We start from the raw sequence: 16,551 nt of genomic DNA on the forward strand, positions 1-16,551 counted from the left end.
TAAGCATATTGTGTGTATTCGTTTTTTAGAATGGGTTTTGTTGGCCGCTTAAGTGGGCCGCTACATAAGTGAACGGAGAATATAGCGCATAAGCGCTTTTTCTCATGCACAAATTCGTGCGTCAAGTTAGAGGAGGATTTACAATGAAATTAGTAAACCGTATTATTACCTTTACGCTGATTGTTCTATTACTATTTACAGGTATGGGTACGACGGTTCAAGGAGTTTTAGACAAAGTAAAACTCGGCTTGGATTTACAAGGTGGTTTTGAAGTATTATACGAGGTTGAAACATTAGACGGTTCGAAGGTGACGCCAAGTGTTTTAGCGGATACAAACGCGGCATTAAACCGACGTGTAAACGCATTTGGTGTAAGTGAGCCTTCCATTGCAATTGAGGGAGAAAATCGTATTCGTGTGCAGCTAGCAGGTTTAGACGACCAATCATCGGCTCGAGAGCTACTATCAAGCACGGCGAATTTAACATTCCGTGACGTAGACGATAATCTACTGCTCGATGGAACGGATTTAAAAGAGGGTGGGGCAAATGCCACTTTTGATGACCGAAATCAACCGATTGTTACATTAACATTAAAGGACGCGACAAAATTTGCCGAGGCAACACAGCATGTTTTAGACATGGGGCCTGGGAAAAACCTACTTGTCGTATGGTTAGATTTTGAAGAAGGTGTGGACTCTTACGCTGCTGAAGCTGGTAAAGAGGAGCCGAAATTTGCTTCTGCTGCCTCAGTAAGTCAAGTGTTAAATACAACAAATGTAATGATTCAGGGAAGTTTCACAGTAGAGGAAACAAAGTCTCTTGCCTCTGTATTGAATTCAGGTTCTTTGCCTGTTAAATTAACTGAAATTTATTCGACTTCAGTTGGTGCGCAATTCGGTGAGCAAGCACTAACGAGCACTGTATTTGCTGGCGTTATAGGGGTACTGATTATTTTTGTATTCATGCTACTATACTACCGCCTACCAGGAATTATTGCCATAATTACATTAACAGTGTTTACGTACTTAGTTCTTGTTGTTTTCAACGGCATTAATGCGGTACTGACATTACCCGGTATTGCAGCGGTCGTATTAGGAATCGGTATGGCAGTCGATGCGAATATTTTAACAGCCGAGCGCATTCGTGAGGAATTGCGTGTAGGTCATAGTGCAAAAGAAGCGTTTAAGCTTGGTTCAAAGCAATCTTTATCGGCTATTGTCGATGCGCAATTAACAACATTGCTTGTGGCGATTGTATTATTCTATTTTGGTACAAGCTCTGTAAAAGGTTTTGCGACAACATTAATTATTACAATTTTACTAAGCTTCGTAACGGCTGTTTGGGGCTCGCGTATGCTACTTGGTTTACTTGTCAACAGCGGTTATTTCGATAATCCTGTTTGGTATGGTATTGCAAAATCGAAGCAACATAAATTAGAGGAAGGCTTAAAGGCGCTTGATTTAACGACGAAATTCGATCGTTTAGATTTTGTAGGTCATCGCCGTAAATTCTATGCTTTCTCCTTGATTATTTTAGTTGTTGGAGTAGTCATCATCGGCATTTTCCGCTTAAATTTAGGTATTGATTTTTCAAGTGGTACACGTGTGGAAATTTTAGCAGACCGTGAACTTGTACAAGAGGAAATGATAGACTATTTAGAGGGAATGGGCTTCACAAGTGAAGATGTAATTATTTCTGGTGAAGAGAAGAACATCGCTGTTGCACGTTATAAAGATGAATTTTCTCAGCAGGAAATTTTAGATTTAAAGGCACAGGTAAAGGCAGACTTTAATCATGAGCCTAGCGTGAGTGCCGTTTCTTCAACGGTAGGGGAGGAACTGGTGAAAAACGCGATTAAGGCACTAGTTATTTCAGCGATTGGTATTATTATTTATGTAGCCATTCGCTTTGAATGGCGTATGGGTGTCGGCACAATCATTTCATTATTGCATGATGTATTCTTTATTGTGGCGATTTTCAGTTTACTGCGATTAGAAGTTGAAATTACATTCGTCGCTGCAGTATTAACAATCGTTGGTTATTCGATTAACGATACGATTGTTACGTTTGACCGTATTCGTGAAAACGTTAATCATCAGGAGAAAATTACTACAAAAGAAGAACTTGCGAATATTGTAAATAAATCATTGCGTCAAACGATGGGACGCTCTGTGAATACAGTATTAACGGTTATTATCGTAGTTGTTGCCCTTATTTTCTTAGGTGCACCATCTATTCAAAACTTCTCAATCGCGCTATTAATTGGTCTTGTTACAGGTATGTATTCGTCCATTTGTATCGCTGCACAAATTTGGTATTCATTAAAAGTACGTGAAATGTCGAAAACTGGTGGCGGTGTCATGAAAAAAGAGAAAAAACAATGGGGTACAGACGAACCAGTTGTTTAAATTAAAATGAGGCTGCCTAACTAGGTAGCCTCATTTTGCATATGCAATGAAGGCTCCATTTTCGTTTCTCTTTTTCTTTGATTTACTCAAGCTCAAATACACGATAAAATATAGCTAGACATAAAAAATAGGGAGGCGTTTATTGATGAAAACACAATGGACATTATTAATCGGCTTAGTTTTTGCTATTATTATCGCAATATTTGCTGTTGTAAACGTAGACCAAGTACCAGTGAATTATATTTTCGGTGAAGCCCATTGGCCACTTATATTAGTTATTTTAGGCTCAGCTTTTATTGGTGCGGTTAGTTCAATATCTTTCATTGCCTTTAATTTATTTCGTATGAATCGTCAAATTAAGCATTTAGCGAAAGATTTACAGCAAAGAGATGAAAAAATCGGGCAATTAGAGCAGGAGTTAACTACTAAAAACGAACAATTAGTCGTACAGCAAACGAAGTTGCTAAATAACACACAAGAAAGCTTGCAAGAGGAAAAGTGATAAATGTAAAAGGAAAGGCTGTTTGAAAAGTGGTGCGCTAGCCTGCTTTCTAAACAGCCTTTTTTTCTTGAATACTGTTATAATAATATCGTTAAAGGAAGTGAATGACATGATAAGTATGAATAAAAAATGGATTATCCAGCACCCTAATGAGCAAAGTGTGCAACATTTGCAGCAACAATTAAAGCTTTCGCCAATCGCAGCCAAAATTTTAGTAGCACGGGGCTGTCAAACGGTTGAGCAGGCACAAAAAATATTAACAATGGATGAACAAGCACTACATGACCCGTTTTTATTACATAATATGGACAAAGCAGTGAAGCGGATTGAGCAAGCTCTTGAAGCAGGAGAAAAAGTGTTAATTTATGGAGATTATGATGCGGACGGCATTACGAGCACAGCCATTATGCTCCATACTTTATTAGACTTAGGGGCAGATGTGGATTTTGTTATCCCCAACCGCTTTACGCATGGCTATGGTCCGCACGAGCAATTATTTCGCGATGCATATGAACAAGGGGTTCAATTAATTATTACGGTGGATAATGGCATTGGTGGGATAGGACCGATACGTCTTGCCAAGGAGCTTGGGATGGATGTAATTGTTACCGACCACCACGAGGCAGGGGAGGAGCTACCGCCAGCAGATATTATTATTCATCCACGTGTACCAGAAGGGCATTATCCTTTTGGAGAGCTTGCAGGTGCTGGAGTGGCATTTAAAATAGCACATGCATTATACGGTGAGATACCAACGCATTTATATGAGCTTGTTGCGATAGGGACGATTGCGGATTTAGTGCCTCTGGTAGATGAAAACCGTTATATTGTACAGCAGGGTATCAAATATTTACGTCAGTCTCAAAGTCCATGGGTGCAAGCTTTTTGTAAAGTAGCAAGCGCGACGCAGTCGGAAATTAATGAGGAAACAATTGGCTTTTACTTCGGCCCTCGTTTAAATGCCATTGGTCGCTTAGGAGATGCAATGCCGGGGGTGCATTTTATAATGAGCGAGGATAGTTCAACGGCAAAGGAATTAGCCGAGCTACTGAATGCTAAAAATGCTGAGCGTAAAAATATTGTTGCAATGATTACGGAGCAAGCGGAAGCAATGATTGAGGCTGATGATGAATTAAAAAATGCCCATGTTTTAGTCGTTGCACATGAAGGTTGGAATCCCGGTGTTGTTGGAATTGTTGCCTCTAGGCTCGTAGAAAAATATTACCGCCCGACAATAGTTTTATCACTTGATGCAGCAAATGGAGTGGCAAAAGGCTCAGCGCGCAGTATTGAAGGCTTCCATTTGTTCAATGAACTCGCGAAAAATAGAGATATATTGCCGCATTTTGGTGGACATCCGATGGCAGCAGGGATGACGCTAGCTATAGAACATGTTGGACAATTGCAGGAGCGCCTAAATAAGCAGGCACAAAGCTGTTTAACTGCTGAGCAACTCATACCTCAGCTAACGATAGATGTTCCTGTTGAATTAAGTGAAGTGACTGTTGAGGCGATTGAGGAAATTCAGCAGCTAGGTCCTTTCGGTGTCGATTTTGCGAAGCCTGTTTTTGCACTTGAACAAGTGAAAGTAAGTGCTATGCGGAAAATTGGAGCGAATGAAAATCATTTAAAATTAGAACTAGACGATGGTTATTGTACAATCGATGCCATTGGTTTTAATAAAGGCTATTTATTTAATGATATATCCTACGGTGTTGCACTATCCTTTGTCGGTGATTTGCAAATTAATGAATGGCAAAATCGTAAAAAGCCACAGTTTATGGTACAGGATGTGCAATCAAATGAATGGCAATTATTTGATTTGCGTGGTAAAAAGCAGGCGGCGAGTTGGGTGTCAACCATTCCGAAAGAAGATACGCTATTTGTTGTTTTCGACGAGCAGCTTGTGCCGCATTTTGAACAGCAGCTACAATTGCCTGTAACGCTTGCAGAGCACGTAGAAAAGAGTGATAAGCGCTATGTTGCGGTGCTTGATTTACCTCCTAGTGAAGTGCATTTTACAAAAATGCTGCAAAGGGTGCAGCCACAGCGCATCTATGCTCATTTTTATACAGCCACCTCACATTATTTTAGCGGCATGCCGACACGTCAGCATTTTAGCTGGTATTATAGCTTTTTAAAGAAACGCCCAAGCTTTTCTTTGCAGCAGCATATCGAGCCACTAGCGCAGCATATTGGGTTAAATGTGGATGTAATTAATTTTATGACAAAGGTGTTTTTTGAGCTAGGATTTGTTACAATAGAGGGTGGTCTGACGACAGTTGTAGAAAATGCGCCAAAACAGGCGTTAGAAGAGGCTCCGTCATACAAGGTACGTTCAGCACAAATACAGTTAGAGCAAAAGCTACTATACGCTACTTATAGTGAGCTGAAGCAGTGGTTAGATAAGCAAATGATGCAAGTGGATTCCTAAGGAGGAGTAATAAATGGATTTAAAGCAATACGTAACAACGGTAGAGAATTGGCCGAAGGAAGGAATTAGTTTTAAAGATATTACAACAATTATGGACAACGGTCAAGCCTACAAATATGCAACAGATCAAATTGTTACATATGCGAAAGAGCTCGGCGCAGAAATTATTGTAGGTCCAGAAGCGCGCGGCTTTATTATTGGCTGCCCAGTAGCCTATGCGCTAGAAATTGGCTTTGCCCCTGTTCGTAAGCCAGGTAAATTACCACGTGAAGTAGTGAGCGTTGATTATGGCTTAGAATATGGCAAAGATACGTTAACAATGCACCGCGATGCGATTAAACCAGGACAAAAAGTAATGATTTGTGATGATTTATTAGCAACCGGTGGAACGATAGAGGCGACAATTCGCTTAGTCAAAGAACTAGGTGGAATTGTAGTCGGATGCGCATTTTTAATTGAGCTGTCTGACTTGAATGGACGCGACAAAATCGGTAACTACCCAATTAAAACATTAATTCAATATTAAGAATAAGGCTGTGTGAAAGGTAGGCGAATGCGTCACTTTTCACACAGTCATTGTTGTTTTTTGAAACATTTAACCACTTTTACGACAACTAAATGATAACGTGTCTTTACAACATATACATATTTTTTATAAAATTGAGTTTATACATGAATCGTGAAAATATAGGGACAAGGTGGATATGCAATGGCGAAAGAACAAATTTTAGCGCCCGAAGATGTTTTCGAGCTCGTTAAATCATATATGAATAATGAACACGTTGACTTTGTAAAGAAGGCGTATGAGGTTGCGAAGGAAGCGCATAAAGAGCAGTTTCGTAGCTCAGGTGAACCATACATTATTCACCCTGTACAAGTAGCAGGAATATTAGCTGAGCTACAAATGGACCCGGCGACGGTAGCGGCAGGCTTTTTGCACGATGTCGTAGAAGATACTGCATTGACTCGTGAGGATATAGTGCGTGAATTTAATGAGGAAGTAGCAATGCTTGTAGATGGTGTAACAAAGCTAGGAAAAATTAAATATATGTCGAAGGAAGAGCAGCAGGCTGAAAATCATCGTAAAATGTTTGTCGCGATGGCACAGGATATTCGCGTTATTTTAATTAAACTAGCAGACCGCCTACATAATATGCGCACATTAAAGCATTTACCTTCGGAAAAGCAACGACGTATTTCAAATGAAACGCTTGAAATTTTTGCACCTCTCGCTCATCGTTTAGGAATTTCGACAGTGAAGTGGGAGTTAGAGGATACGGCGTTACGCTATTTGAACCCACAGCAGTATTATCGCATCGTTAGCTTAATGAAGAGGAAGCGCGATGAGCGCGAAGCATATTTGGATAATGTAATGGATGAAATTAAATCACAGCTTGATGAGATAGAAATCGATGCGGATATTTATGGACGACCAAAGCATATTTACAGCATTTATCGTAAAATGGCAATGCAAAAAAAGCAATTTAATGAGATTTATGATTTATTGGCTGTTCGTATTATGGTAGATAGCATTAAAGACTGTTATGCGGTGCTTGGCATTGTTCATACACTTTGGAAGCCGATGCCAGGTCGCTTTAAAGACTATATTGCAATGCCAAAGCAAAACCTATATCAATCCTTGCATACGACTGTTATCGGGCCATATGGCGACCCTTTAGAAGTGCAGATTCGTACGAAAGATATGCATAAAATTGCTGAATACGGGATTGCGGCGCACTGGGCCTATAAAGAAGGGAAGGCAGTGGAACGCAGCAAGGAAAGCATCGACCAAAAACTGAGCTGGTTCCGTGAAATTTTAGAATTCCAAAATGAATCATCCAACGCTGAGGAGTTTATGGAATCATTAAAATTTGATTTATTTTCGGATATGGTTTATGTCTTTACACCAAAGGGCGATGTAATTGAATTGCCAGCGGGCTCTGTGCCTATAGATTTTGCTTACCGTGTGCACTCAGAAGTCGGCAATAAAACAATTGGGGCTAAAGTCAATGGTAAGATGGTTCCGCTCGATACACCGCTAAAAACGGGGGATATTATTGAGGTGCTGACATCTAAGCAATCATTTGGACCTAGCCGTGACTGGATTAAAATTGCTCAAAGTTCGCAGGCGAAAAACAAAATTAAACAATATTTTAAGAAAAATCTGCGTGAAGATAGCGTAATTAAAGGGAAAGAGCTAATTGAAAAAGAAATTAAGGCGCAAGAATTTGAGGCTAAAGAGGTTTTAACTCAGGAAAACATTAAGCGCGTAATTGAAAAATTCAACTATACGCATGAGGAAGACTTGTATGCGGCTATCGGTGTAGGAGGAATAACCGCACAGCAAGTAGTAAATCGCCTAGCGGAAAAAATGCGCAAAGAGCGTGAGCAAGAGGAAGCGCTCGAAAAAATTGTGAAGGAAATGCAAAAGCCTAAGCCAAAGCGCACAACAGAATCGGGTGTCGCTGTAAAAGGCATTGATAATTTACTTATTCGTCTATCACGCTGCTGTACACCTGTCCCGGGCGATGAGATTGTCGGCTTCATTACGAAAGGGCGCGGTGTTTCTGTGCATAGAGCAGACTGTCCAAATATTCAAGATGACGACAAAGAGCGTTTAATCGCTGTTGAATGGGAAGTAGGAACAGCAACAGAGCGCAAACAATATCCTGTTGATATTGAAATTTCAGCATATGACCGTCATGGTATTTTAAATGATGTTATGCAAGTGGTGAGCGAATCTAAAACGAATATTTTAGCAGTTGCTGGACGCGCGGATAGAGAAAAAATGGCAACCTTGCAGCTAACAATTGCGATTACAAATATCGGAGAATTAACTAAAGTAGTCGAAAAAATTAAGCAATTACCTGATGTTTATTCGGTGCAACGTGTTATTAACTAAAGTAGTAAAAGAGGTAATCCTATGAAAGTCGTGCTCCAACGAGCGAAAAATGCTTCCGTTACAGTGAATGGTACGATAACGGGAGCAATTGATAAAGGCTATGTCTTACTAGTCGGTATTACACATGCAGATACGCTAGAAGATGTTCAATACGTAGCGAAAAAAGTGGCGGAATTACGTCTTTATGAAGATGAAAACGGCAAAATGAACCATTCGATTTTAGAAGTTGGTGGAGCTATTTTATCCATTTCACAATTTACCTTGTATGCCGACGTGAAAAGGGGACGCCGTCCAAGCTTTACAGATGCGGCACGTCCTGATTTTGCGCAAACGCTCTGGCAAGCATTTAACAAAGAGCTAGGCACATATGGTCTACAAGTAGAAACAGGTATTTTTGGGGCAATGATGGATGTTTCCTTAATTAATGATGGACCTGTGACGATTATTGTGGAATCGAAGTGAGGAAAGGGACTTTCTAAAAAGTAACTTTTAAAAGAACATGGATTTTTTCTAAATCATAAATACCTTCATAAAAATGCAAAAAACTAGTAAGGAGAGCATGCTCTCCTTACTAGTTTTTTATTGATTGAAATAATTTAATAAGCCTTGGTAAATACCGAGTGTTGCTTGTTCACGGTAATAGTCAGTTGTAATAACCGCTTCTTCAGCAGCATTGCTTAAATAGCCAAGCTCAATTAATATCGCATTTTGACGATTTTCTCGTAGCACGAGGAAGTTGCCAAATTGTGCACCACGACTGCGCAAGTTAACCGTCCCTTCAAGTCCTTGCTGAATAGCCTCGGCAAGCCCTTTATTCGTGTCGCCGTAATAATAGGTAGTAAAGCCTGTAACAGAGCTTATTTCATTTGCATCGTAGTGAAGGCTAATAAAGGCATCGGCATTTGCTTGATGACCAACAGCTATACGTTTACGTAAATCAACGAAAACATCTGCCTCACGAGTGAGTTCAACATTTGCCCCTGCTGCTCGTAATTTTGATTTTAGCAGCTCAGCCGTTTGCAATGTTAATCCTTTTTCATATGTGCCACGAACGCCTGTCGTTCCGGGATCGTTGCCGCCATGTCCAGGGTCGATGACGATTGTCAGCCCCTGCAATGTTCCGTTTTTGCGATTTTTTTGACTTGCAGTAGTAATTGCTTCACTTTGAGAGGCAGAGACTACCCAATTGGCCACATAGGCCTCTTTTTCACCAACCGCAATTTTATACCATTCCCCTTCCTTAGCGATAATGCTATATTGTTGTCCCGCGTCTGCACGCTGAACAACAGCTGAAGAGGTGGAGGCTTGCTCTCGTAAGTTAGTTCCATTATAAATAATTGTGACATTTTCTGTAACAGGTTTTAGCGGATCAGTAGGCGCATCTTGCTGGACAGTAAATGTCCCATAAAAACTATAAATCCAACCTGATTTTTTCTTTGAGTATTGGATTTCCACCCAATTATTTTTTCTACTTAATACTTTGTATTGCTGGTCTTTTGTTGCCACACCTAATATTTTGGATGTTGTGCTAGCTTTTTTTCGGACATTGACTGTATCCACTACAATTGTAAATGTATTCGGGTCATTTTCTAATGTTTCGATAGATGTTTCTTCTTGTTGTTCCTCCGCTACGGTAGCTTGCTGTTTTTCATTGACTGTAATATACAATGTGGAAACCCAGCCGATAACATTTCCATATTGGATTTGTACCCATTCCTCCTGCTGTTGAAGTAGCTGTGTCTCAGCACCTAAGGGAAGCTGGGTTAGCACTGTTGAGGATAAGGAGGGCTCTGCGCGTACATTCAGCTTGTCCACTTGTGAAATAACAATTTGCTGCTCTGACTTGTCCTGTTCAGTCGCTGTTGTTTGTTTGATGAGCCACTTAGCTACCCAGCCTTCTTTATTATTGACTTTTACATGCATCCAATCACCTTGCTGTCGAGTGGAAGAAAGTAACTGACCCTCTTTTAGTGTTTCTAAAATAGGATAGGAAAGGCCGGGACCTTCGCGTAAATATAAAATTTCAGCATTCACTATGTAATCGTCTTGCGCTGCTTTTGCGCTGTGCACCGTGGGCAGCATCGTTAAAATGAGCATGGCACAAATCGTCCATATGCTAAATGTTTTTTTCATTATTTTACTCCTTTCAAAACTGTTTATCCTGTCTGAATTGATAATCGTATGCATCTAGTTTTAACATATATATTGGTCATATAACTAGTGGTGAGCACCACATTATTAATATTGTAAAAGCATTACGATATGAAAATCTATAGTTTTTTTGAAAATAGTTGACAAGACCTGTATACATCATTATGATAAAGTATAAATTCAAAAACAAATCGCCATCGACCAAGCAAGTAGCAATAACTAGGGCTGACACAGAGAAGGAAAAACATCGGCTGCAATTTTTCCTACAGTACGTTCATTGCGAATAACACTTGAGAGGCTTTTTCTCGAAATGCTTATGCATAGTAGGGAAAAACGGAATCGGCCGTTATCCGAATTTCGAGAGGGTGTAATCTAATTATGCCAACTAGGGTGGAACCGCGGAACTGATGAATCAGCTTTCGTCCCTTGCAAAATATGCAGGGGACGAGGGCTTTTTTTATTTTGATTCAAGTAAAACAGCGTGCAAGAAGTAAGAGGAAAGGGGAGCTTATCATGAGCTTTAAAGTACCTAGAGGAACGCAAGATATTTTGCCAGAACAATCGGAGAAATGGCAGCTAATTGAAGAAAAAATTCGCGAATTATGTCGTGTTTATCGGTATAACGAAATTCGCACACCAATGTTTGAGTCAACTGAGTTATTCCAACGCGGTGTCGGTGATACGACAGATATTGTACAAAAAGAAATGTATACATTTGATGATCGTGGAGGGCGCTCTTTAACACTTCGACCTGAAGGGACGGCTTCGGCAGTACGTGCCTATGTTGAGCATAAAATGTTTGGACAGCCAGACCAACCCGTGAAACTATCCTATATGGGGCCGATGTTCCGCTATGAACGTCAGCAAGCAGGGCGCTATCGTCAATTCGTACAATTTGGTGTAGAGGCAATCGGTTCAGCAGACCCAGCAATTGATGCAGAGGTTATTGCATTAGCGATGGACGTCTATAGCACACTTGGCCTAAAGGATTTAAAGCTTGTTTTGAACTCGCTAGGTGATAAAGAAACGCGCGATGCACACCGTGCGGCATTAATTGGACACTTCGAGCCAAGCATTGGAGAGTTTTGCTCAGACTGTCAAAAACGCTTAGAAAAAAATCCGCTTCGCATTTTAGATTGTAAAGTTGACGCAGGGCATCCGTTAATGGTATCAGCACCAGCATTAACAGATTATTTAACAGAAGATTCAGCAGTCTATTTTGCCAAATTGAAAATGTATTTAGATACGCTAGGAATTGCGTATGAAATTGATCCAAATTTAGTGCGCGGGCTTGATTATTATAATCACACAGCATTTGAAATTATGTCGACAGCATCTGGCTTTGGTGCTATTACAACACTTTGCGGTGGCGGGCGCTATAACGGTTTAGTGGAGGATATCGGTGGACCAGATATGCCAGGCATTGGCTTTGCACTTTCGATTGAGCGTTTATTATTAGCGCTTGAAGCAGAGGGTATTGAGCTAAACGTGAATAATAAGCTAGATGTATTTGTTGTTGCTATTGATGCTGAGGCAAAGGTCAAGGCAGCAGAATTAATTAGCTCTTTCCGCGCAAAAGGTATCTCGGCAGATATGGATTACATTGATCGCAAGATGAAGGCACAAATGAAGGCAGCAGACCGTTTAGGTGCAAAGTATGTGCTTGTTTTAGGAGAGATGGAGCTTGCGGAGGCAGCGGTGAATGTCAAAACGATGGAAACAGGCGACCAGCAAAAAGTTGCATTCCATGATTTAGTGAACTATCTTTTAGAGCAAAAATAATGTTGGAGGAATAAATAATGGCACAAAGAACACATGCTTGTGGTGAGGTATATGAGCAGCACCACGGTCAAGAAATAGTATTAAAAGGGTGGGTACAAAAAAGACGCGACCTAGGTGGGTTGATTTTCGTTGATATGCGTGACCGCACAGGGATTGTCCAAGTTGTATTTGGCGATGAGGCTCCCGAAGCACTTGCAATTGCAGAAAAGATTCGTAGCGAATTTGTGATTGAGATAACAGGAAAAGTTGTACTTCGCCAGGAGGGACAAATTAATCAAAATATTAAAACAGGTAAAATTGAAGTGATTGCTTCTTCCTTAACAATTATTAATGAAGCAAAAACACCTCCTTTTGCAATTGATGATAAAACGGAAATTTCAGAGGACTTACGCTTAAAATATCGCTATTTAGATTTACGCCGACCTGTAATGTTCGATACATTTAAAATGCGCTCAGATGTAACGCGTACAATTCGTAACTTTTTACAAAATGAAGGCTTTTTAGAAGTAGAAACGCCGATTTTAACAAAATCTACACCAGAAGGCGCACGTGACTATTTAGTTCCTTCTCGCGTGCACGAAGGTGAATTTTATGCGTTACCACAGTCGCCACAATTATTTAAACAATTATTAATGGTGTCGGGGTTTGAGAAGTACTTCCAAATTGCGCGTTGCTTCCGTGATGAAGATTTACGTGCGGACCGTCAACCAGAATTTACGCAAGTCGATATTGAAACATCCTTCATGACGATGGATGAAATTATTGCCATGAACGAGCGCTTAATTCAGCAAGTAATGCGTGATGTAAAAGGAATTGAAGTGGAAGCACCGTTCCAGCGTATGAGCTATCAGGAGGCAATGGCACGTTACGGCTCAGATAAGCCGGATGTTCGCTTCGGTCTAGAGCTACAGCAATTATCAGAGATTGTAAAAGATTCTGCTTTCGGCGTATTTGCTAATGCAGTGAAGGCTGGCGGAGAAGTAAAAGCAATTAATGTAAAAGGTGCCGCTGATAACTATTCACGCAAAGATATTGATGCATTAGGTGAATTTGCTGGGCGTTACGGCGCGAAAGGTCTTGCATGGTTAAAAGTAACGACAGAAGGCTTGAACGGACCAATTGCGAAGTTCTTTGAAGGAGCTGCAGCAACAGCGATTATAGAGGCGACGAAAGCGGAGGCGGGTGACTTATTATTATTTGTAGCCGATAAAGCTTCAGTTGTAGCCGATGCGCTTGGTGCATTGCGATTAAAATTAGGCAAGGAGCTAAATTTAATCGATGAGTCAACATTCGCATTTTTATGGGTTGTTGATTGGCCATTATTCGAATATGACGAAGAGGAAGGGCGTTATTATGCAGCACATCACCCATTCACACGTCCATTTGATGAAGATATCGCTTTAATGGAAACGAATCCTCAAGCGGTTCGTGCACAAGCCTATGACATAGTATTAAATGGCTATGAGCTAGGTGGTGGTTCATTGCGTATTTATGAGCGGGAACTCCAAGAAAAAATGTTTGCATTACTTGGTTTTACACAAGAGGAAGCGTATGAGCAGTTTGGTTTCTTATTAGAAGCCTTTGAATATGGAGTACCTCCACATGGTGGCTTAGCATTTGGTCTTGACCGTTTAGTGATGCTATTAGCTGGTCGCACGAACTTACGCGACACGATAGCCTTCCCAAAAACGGCATCTGCAAGCTGCTTATTAACAGACGCACCTGCACAAGTGGCTGATGCACAACTAACAGAGCTACATTTAGCAGTAACAGCTCGCAAAGAAAAAGAATAAAATATAAGTTTGGGAACACTCTTAACCTATAAAAAAGCCGAGGCTGTCTGAAAAGTACATTCTGTTTTGAAGACGCATTGAAATAAAAGTTTTCATCTCCTCTCTTTTACTGAAGGTTAACACTGCTAAAGCTAGTGTTCGTCACACTTTCAAAAGAAACTTTCTCTATTTATATGAGTCAACACTTTTGTAAAATGTTGTCGCTACTGTCCAAAATGCCGGCTATGCACGGCTTTTTGGACAGACCCATTTTTTTATAGCTTTTAAAAGAGAGAAAGCAAAATTAGGTGAAAAGCAATATACCATTAACTTGAATATTCAGATTATTCGTGCTACAATATAATCAATACGAATCCTGAAGTGTTTGTTTTTTAGTTGTTAATCTATGTTTTGACCGAACATTAAATGAATGGGAGCCTTTATTTCACTTACGGCAAACATGCCCCCCTAACCGTAGCGGGACGTTTAATGTAGTGAAGCGGGCACCCACCTGCTAGAGAGCGGGTTCAAAACTTTAACAATATAACGGCATATTCGGGATTCGTTCTTTCTATGTCTAGTTATCTTTTTCGAAATTTATAACTTCTTTTAAAATAATCTAGAAAAGCGTTTTCATTTTATGTATACTTGTATAGACAACTAGTCCAAAGATTAAAGGGGGATTATTCAATGTTAGCTTTTTTACAGAAGATTGGTAAATCATTAATGTTTCCAATTGCCACCTTACCAGCAGCAGCATTGCTCGTTCGTTTTGGGCAAGAGGATATGCTGAATTTACCTATCATTGCAGCAGCTGGTGACGGTATTTTAGGCAATCTACCACTTATATTTGCTATCGGAATTGCGATGGGGTTAGCCTTTGATACGAGCGGAGGAGCTGCGCTTGCAGGTGCAATCGCCTATCTAGTATTAACTAGTGGCTTAAAAGCATACGATGAAGCGATTAATATGAGTGTGTTTGGCGGTATTATTTCAGGTATTATTGCAGGGTTATTATACAATAAGTTTTATAACGTGAAATTTCCAGAATGGTTATCCTTCTTTGGTGGTAGGCGCTTCGTACCGATTATTACATCGATTACAATGACCGTATTAGTATTTGTTTTCGGTGTCATTTGGCCACCTATTCAATCCGTAATTGATAGTGGGGCAGGATGGATTTTAGGTGCAGGTGGTTTAGGTGTAGGCTTATATGGCTTCTTTAACCGTTTATTAATTCCAGTCGGTCTTCACCACGTTATGAATACGATTGTTTGGTTCGATTTCGGCTCATTTACGAATGCAGCTGGGAATGTTGTGAAAGGTGATATTAACCGTTTCTTAGCTGGAGACCCAACAGCAGGAACGTTTTTAGCAGGCTTTTTCCCGATTATGATGTTCGGTTTGCCAGCGGCATGTTTAGCAATGTATTTTGCCGCGAAAAAGGAAAAGCGTGCTGCGGTAGGTGGGATGTTCCTATCCATCGCTTTAACCGCATTTTTAACTGGGGTAACAGAGCCAATTGAATTTACTTTTATGTTCTTATCACCAGTATTATACTTTGTGCATGCTGTATTAACGGGTGTATCATTATATATTACAGAAGCACTAGGTGTATTACACGGCTTTGGTTTCTCGGCGGGTTTAAGTGACTATTTACTAAATTTTGGTATAGCGACGAGGCCAGCATTAATTATTTTAATAGGCTTAGTATTCGGTGCAATTTACTTCATTGTATTCTACTTCTTAATTAAAATATTGGATTTAAAAACACCTGGACGTGAGGATGATGAGGAAGAGGCAGAGCTTGTAGGTTCAGCAGATGAAGTGTTAGATACAAAAGCTTTTTATATGATTGAAGGGCTTGGCGGTCCAGCGAATATAAGTGAAGTTGATTATTGTGCAACACGTTTACGTATGTCATTAAAGGATGTGACAGCAATCGATGAAGCCTTATTAAAACGCTACGGAGCAAGAGGCGTTATGCGCATGAGCAAAACAGCAGCACAAGTTGTAATCGGACCATCCGTTGAGTTTTTAGGTGATGCGATGAAAACGAGATTAAAGCAAGGGCATCCACCATTAAAAAATGAAGCTATCATGCCAAATGAAGAGCAGCAAAAGCCAGCAGTAAATGCCGTAATGGATGTAGCGATGCCTGCAACAGGTGAGCTATTACCATTAACAGCTGTGCCCGACCAAGTATTCGGAACAGGTATGATGGGACCGGGCTTTGCGGTAAACCCTACTGATGGCATATTCGTTTCACCGGTAGATGGTGAGGTTGCAATGATATTCCCAACGCAGCATGCGATTGGCTTACTAACGGCAGACGGTACAGAAATTTTAATTCATGTAGGTTTAGACACTGTAAAATTAAATGGCGAAGGCTTTGAAACATTCGTTAAGCAAGGTCAAACGGTGAAAAAAGGTGACCCGCTATTGAAAGTTGATTTACCTTTAGTCAGCGCAGCAGCACCATCAATTGTCACTCCTGTCGTATTTACTAATTTACAAGGTAAGGAAATTAAAGTGAAAGAAAGCGGCAAACTACAAAGTGGAGAAGCAATTCATATTGAAATTAATTAAGGACTGATAGT

General features: G+C 40.3%; 10 protein-coding genes, 1 other RNA gene and 1 other annotated feature. Of the genes, 10 read left to right on the forward strand and 1 reads right to left on the reverse strand.

Features of this window, described 5'->3' with window-relative positions:
* Positions 1-143: 143 nt before the first annotated feature.
* From secDF to dtd, 6 genes are all read left to right on the forward strand, one after another.
* Positions 144-2,408, forward strand: a complete 2,265-nt coding sequence (gene secDF, locus MHH70_RS00985; protein ID WP_342472285.1) for a protein translocase subunit SecDF — start codon at positions 144-146, stop codon at positions 2,406-2,408.
* Between the two features lie 145 nt (positions 2,409-2,553).
* Positions 2,554-2,910 carry a lipopolysaccharide assembly protein LapA domain-containing protein gene (locus tag MHH70_RS00990; RefSeq protein WP_066162512.1) on the forward strand — a complete coding sequence of 119 codons (357 nt, stop codon included), beginning with the start codon at positions 2,554-2,556 and terminating at the stop codon, positions 2,908-2,910.
* A 109-nt stretch (positions 2,911-3,019) separates the two neighbouring features.
* A complete protein-coding gene (recJ, locus tag MHH70_RS00995) occupies positions 3,020-5,344 on the forward strand; it encodes a single-stranded-DNA-specific exonuclease RecJ (protein WP_342472286.1) in 2,325 nt (774 codons plus the stop codon).
* Between the two features lie 13 nt (positions 5,345-5,357).
* On the forward strand, positions 5,358-5,870 hold the full coding sequence (locus MHH70_RS01000; RefSeq protein ID WP_066162520.1) for an adenine phosphoribosyltransferase: 513 nt from the start codon (positions 5,358-5,360) through the stop codon (positions 5,868-5,870).
* Positions 5,871-6,053: 183 nt separating this feature from the next.
* Positions 6,054-8,246, forward strand: a complete 2,193-nt coding sequence (locus MHH70_RS01005; protein ID WP_066162522.1) for a bifunctional (p)ppGpp synthetase/guanosine-3',5'-bis(diphosphate) 3'-pyrophosphohydrolase — start codon at positions 6,054-6,056, stop codon at positions 8,244-8,246.
* Positions 8,247-8,267: 21 nt separating this feature from the next.
* Complete coding sequence (gene dtd, locus MHH70_RS01010) at positions 8,268-8,708, forward strand: D-aminoacyl-tRNA deacylase (protein WP_066162525.1); 441 nt, start codon at positions 8,268-8,270, stop codon at positions 8,706-8,708.
* A 117-nt stretch (positions 8,709-8,825) separates the two neighbouring features.
* On the opposite strand, the gene MHH70_RS01015 is transcribed toward dtd, so the two are convergent.
* Positions 8,826-10,379, reverse strand: a complete 1,554-nt coding sequence (locus tag MHH70_RS01015; protein WP_342472287.1) for an N-acetylmuramoyl-L-alanine amidase — start codon at positions 10,377-10,379, stop codon at positions 8,826-8,828.
* 206 nt (positions 10,380-10,585) lie between these two features.
* Positions 10,586-10,827, forward strand: a binding site (T-box leader).
* Positions 10,828-10,910: 83 nt separating this feature from the next.
* Here MHH70_RS01015 and hisS point away from each other — a divergent pair.
* The 4 genes from hisS (at position 10,911) to nagE (ending at position 16,540) form a co-directional block, all read left to right on the forward strand.
* Complete coding sequence (gene hisS / locus MHH70_RS01020; protein ID WP_342472288.1) at positions 10,911-12,179, forward strand: histidine--tRNA ligase; 1,269 nt, start codon at positions 10,911-10,913, stop codon at positions 12,177-12,179.
* Positions 12,180-12,196: 17 nt separating this feature from the next.
* Positions 12,197-13,972 carry an aspartate--tRNA ligase gene (aspS, locus tag MHH70_RS01025; RefSeq protein ID WP_342472289.1) on the forward strand — a complete coding sequence of 592 codons (1,776 nt, stop codon included), beginning with the start codon at positions 12,197-12,199 and terminating at the stop codon, positions 13,970-13,972.
* A gap of 349 nt (positions 13,973-14,321) precedes the next feature.
* Positions 14,322-14,517, forward strand: a non-coding RNA gene (gene ssrS / locus MHH70_RS01030) — 6S RNA.
* A gap of 124 nt (positions 14,518-14,641) precedes the next feature.
* A complete protein-coding gene (nagE, locus tag MHH70_RS01035; protein ID WP_107942874.1) occupies positions 14,642-16,540 on the forward strand; it encodes an N-acetylglucosamine-specific PTS transporter subunit IIBC in 1,899 nt (632 codons plus the stop codon).
* Positions 16,541-16,551: the final 11 nt, after the last annotated feature.

It is taken from the genome of Metasolibacillus sp. FSL H7-0170 (assembly GCF_038593115.1).
Taxonomy (GTDB): domain Bacteria; phylum Bacillota; class Bacilli; order Bacillales_A; family Planococcaceae; genus Metasolibacillus; species Metasolibacillus fluoroglycofenilyticus.

Bases quoted from the DNA above. Each gene is read 5' to 3' on its own strand.
- secDF (WP_342472285.1), top strand. From the start codon at position 144: ATGAAATTAGTAAACCGTATTATTACCTTTACGCTGATTGTTCTATTA.
- MHH70_RS00990 (WP_066162512.1), top strand. From the start codon at position 2,554: ATGAAAACACAATGGACATTATTAATCGGCTTAGTTTTTGCTATTATT.
- recJ (WP_342472286.1), top strand. From the start codon at position 3,020: ATGATAAGTATGAATAAAAAATGGATTATCCAGCACCCTAATGAGCAA.
- MHH70_RS01000 (WP_066162520.1), top strand. From the start codon at position 5,358: ATGGATTTAAAGCAATACGTAACAACGGTAGAGAATTGGCCGAAGGAA.
- MHH70_RS01005 (WP_066162522.1), top strand. From the start codon at position 6,054: ATGGCGAAAGAACAAATTTTAGCGCCCGAAGATGTTTTCGAGCTCGTT.
- dtd (WP_066162525.1), top strand. From the start codon at position 8,268: ATGAAAGTCGTGCTCCAACGAGCGAAAAATGCTTCCGTTACAGTGAAT.
- MHH70_RS01015 (WP_342472287.1), bottom strand. From the start codon at position 10,379: ATGAAAAAAACATTTAGCATATGGACGATTTGTGCCATGCTCATTTTA.
- hisS (WP_342472288.1), top strand. From the start codon at position 10,911: ATGAGCTTTAAAGTACCTAGAGGAACGCAAGATATTTTGCCAGAACAA.
- aspS (WP_342472289.1), top strand. From the start codon at position 12,197: ATGGCACAAAGAACACATGCTTGTGGTGAGGTATATGAGCAGCACCAC.
- nagE (WP_107942874.1), top strand. From the start codon at position 14,642: ATGTTAGCTTTTTTACAGAAGATTGGTAAATCATTAATGTTTCCAATT.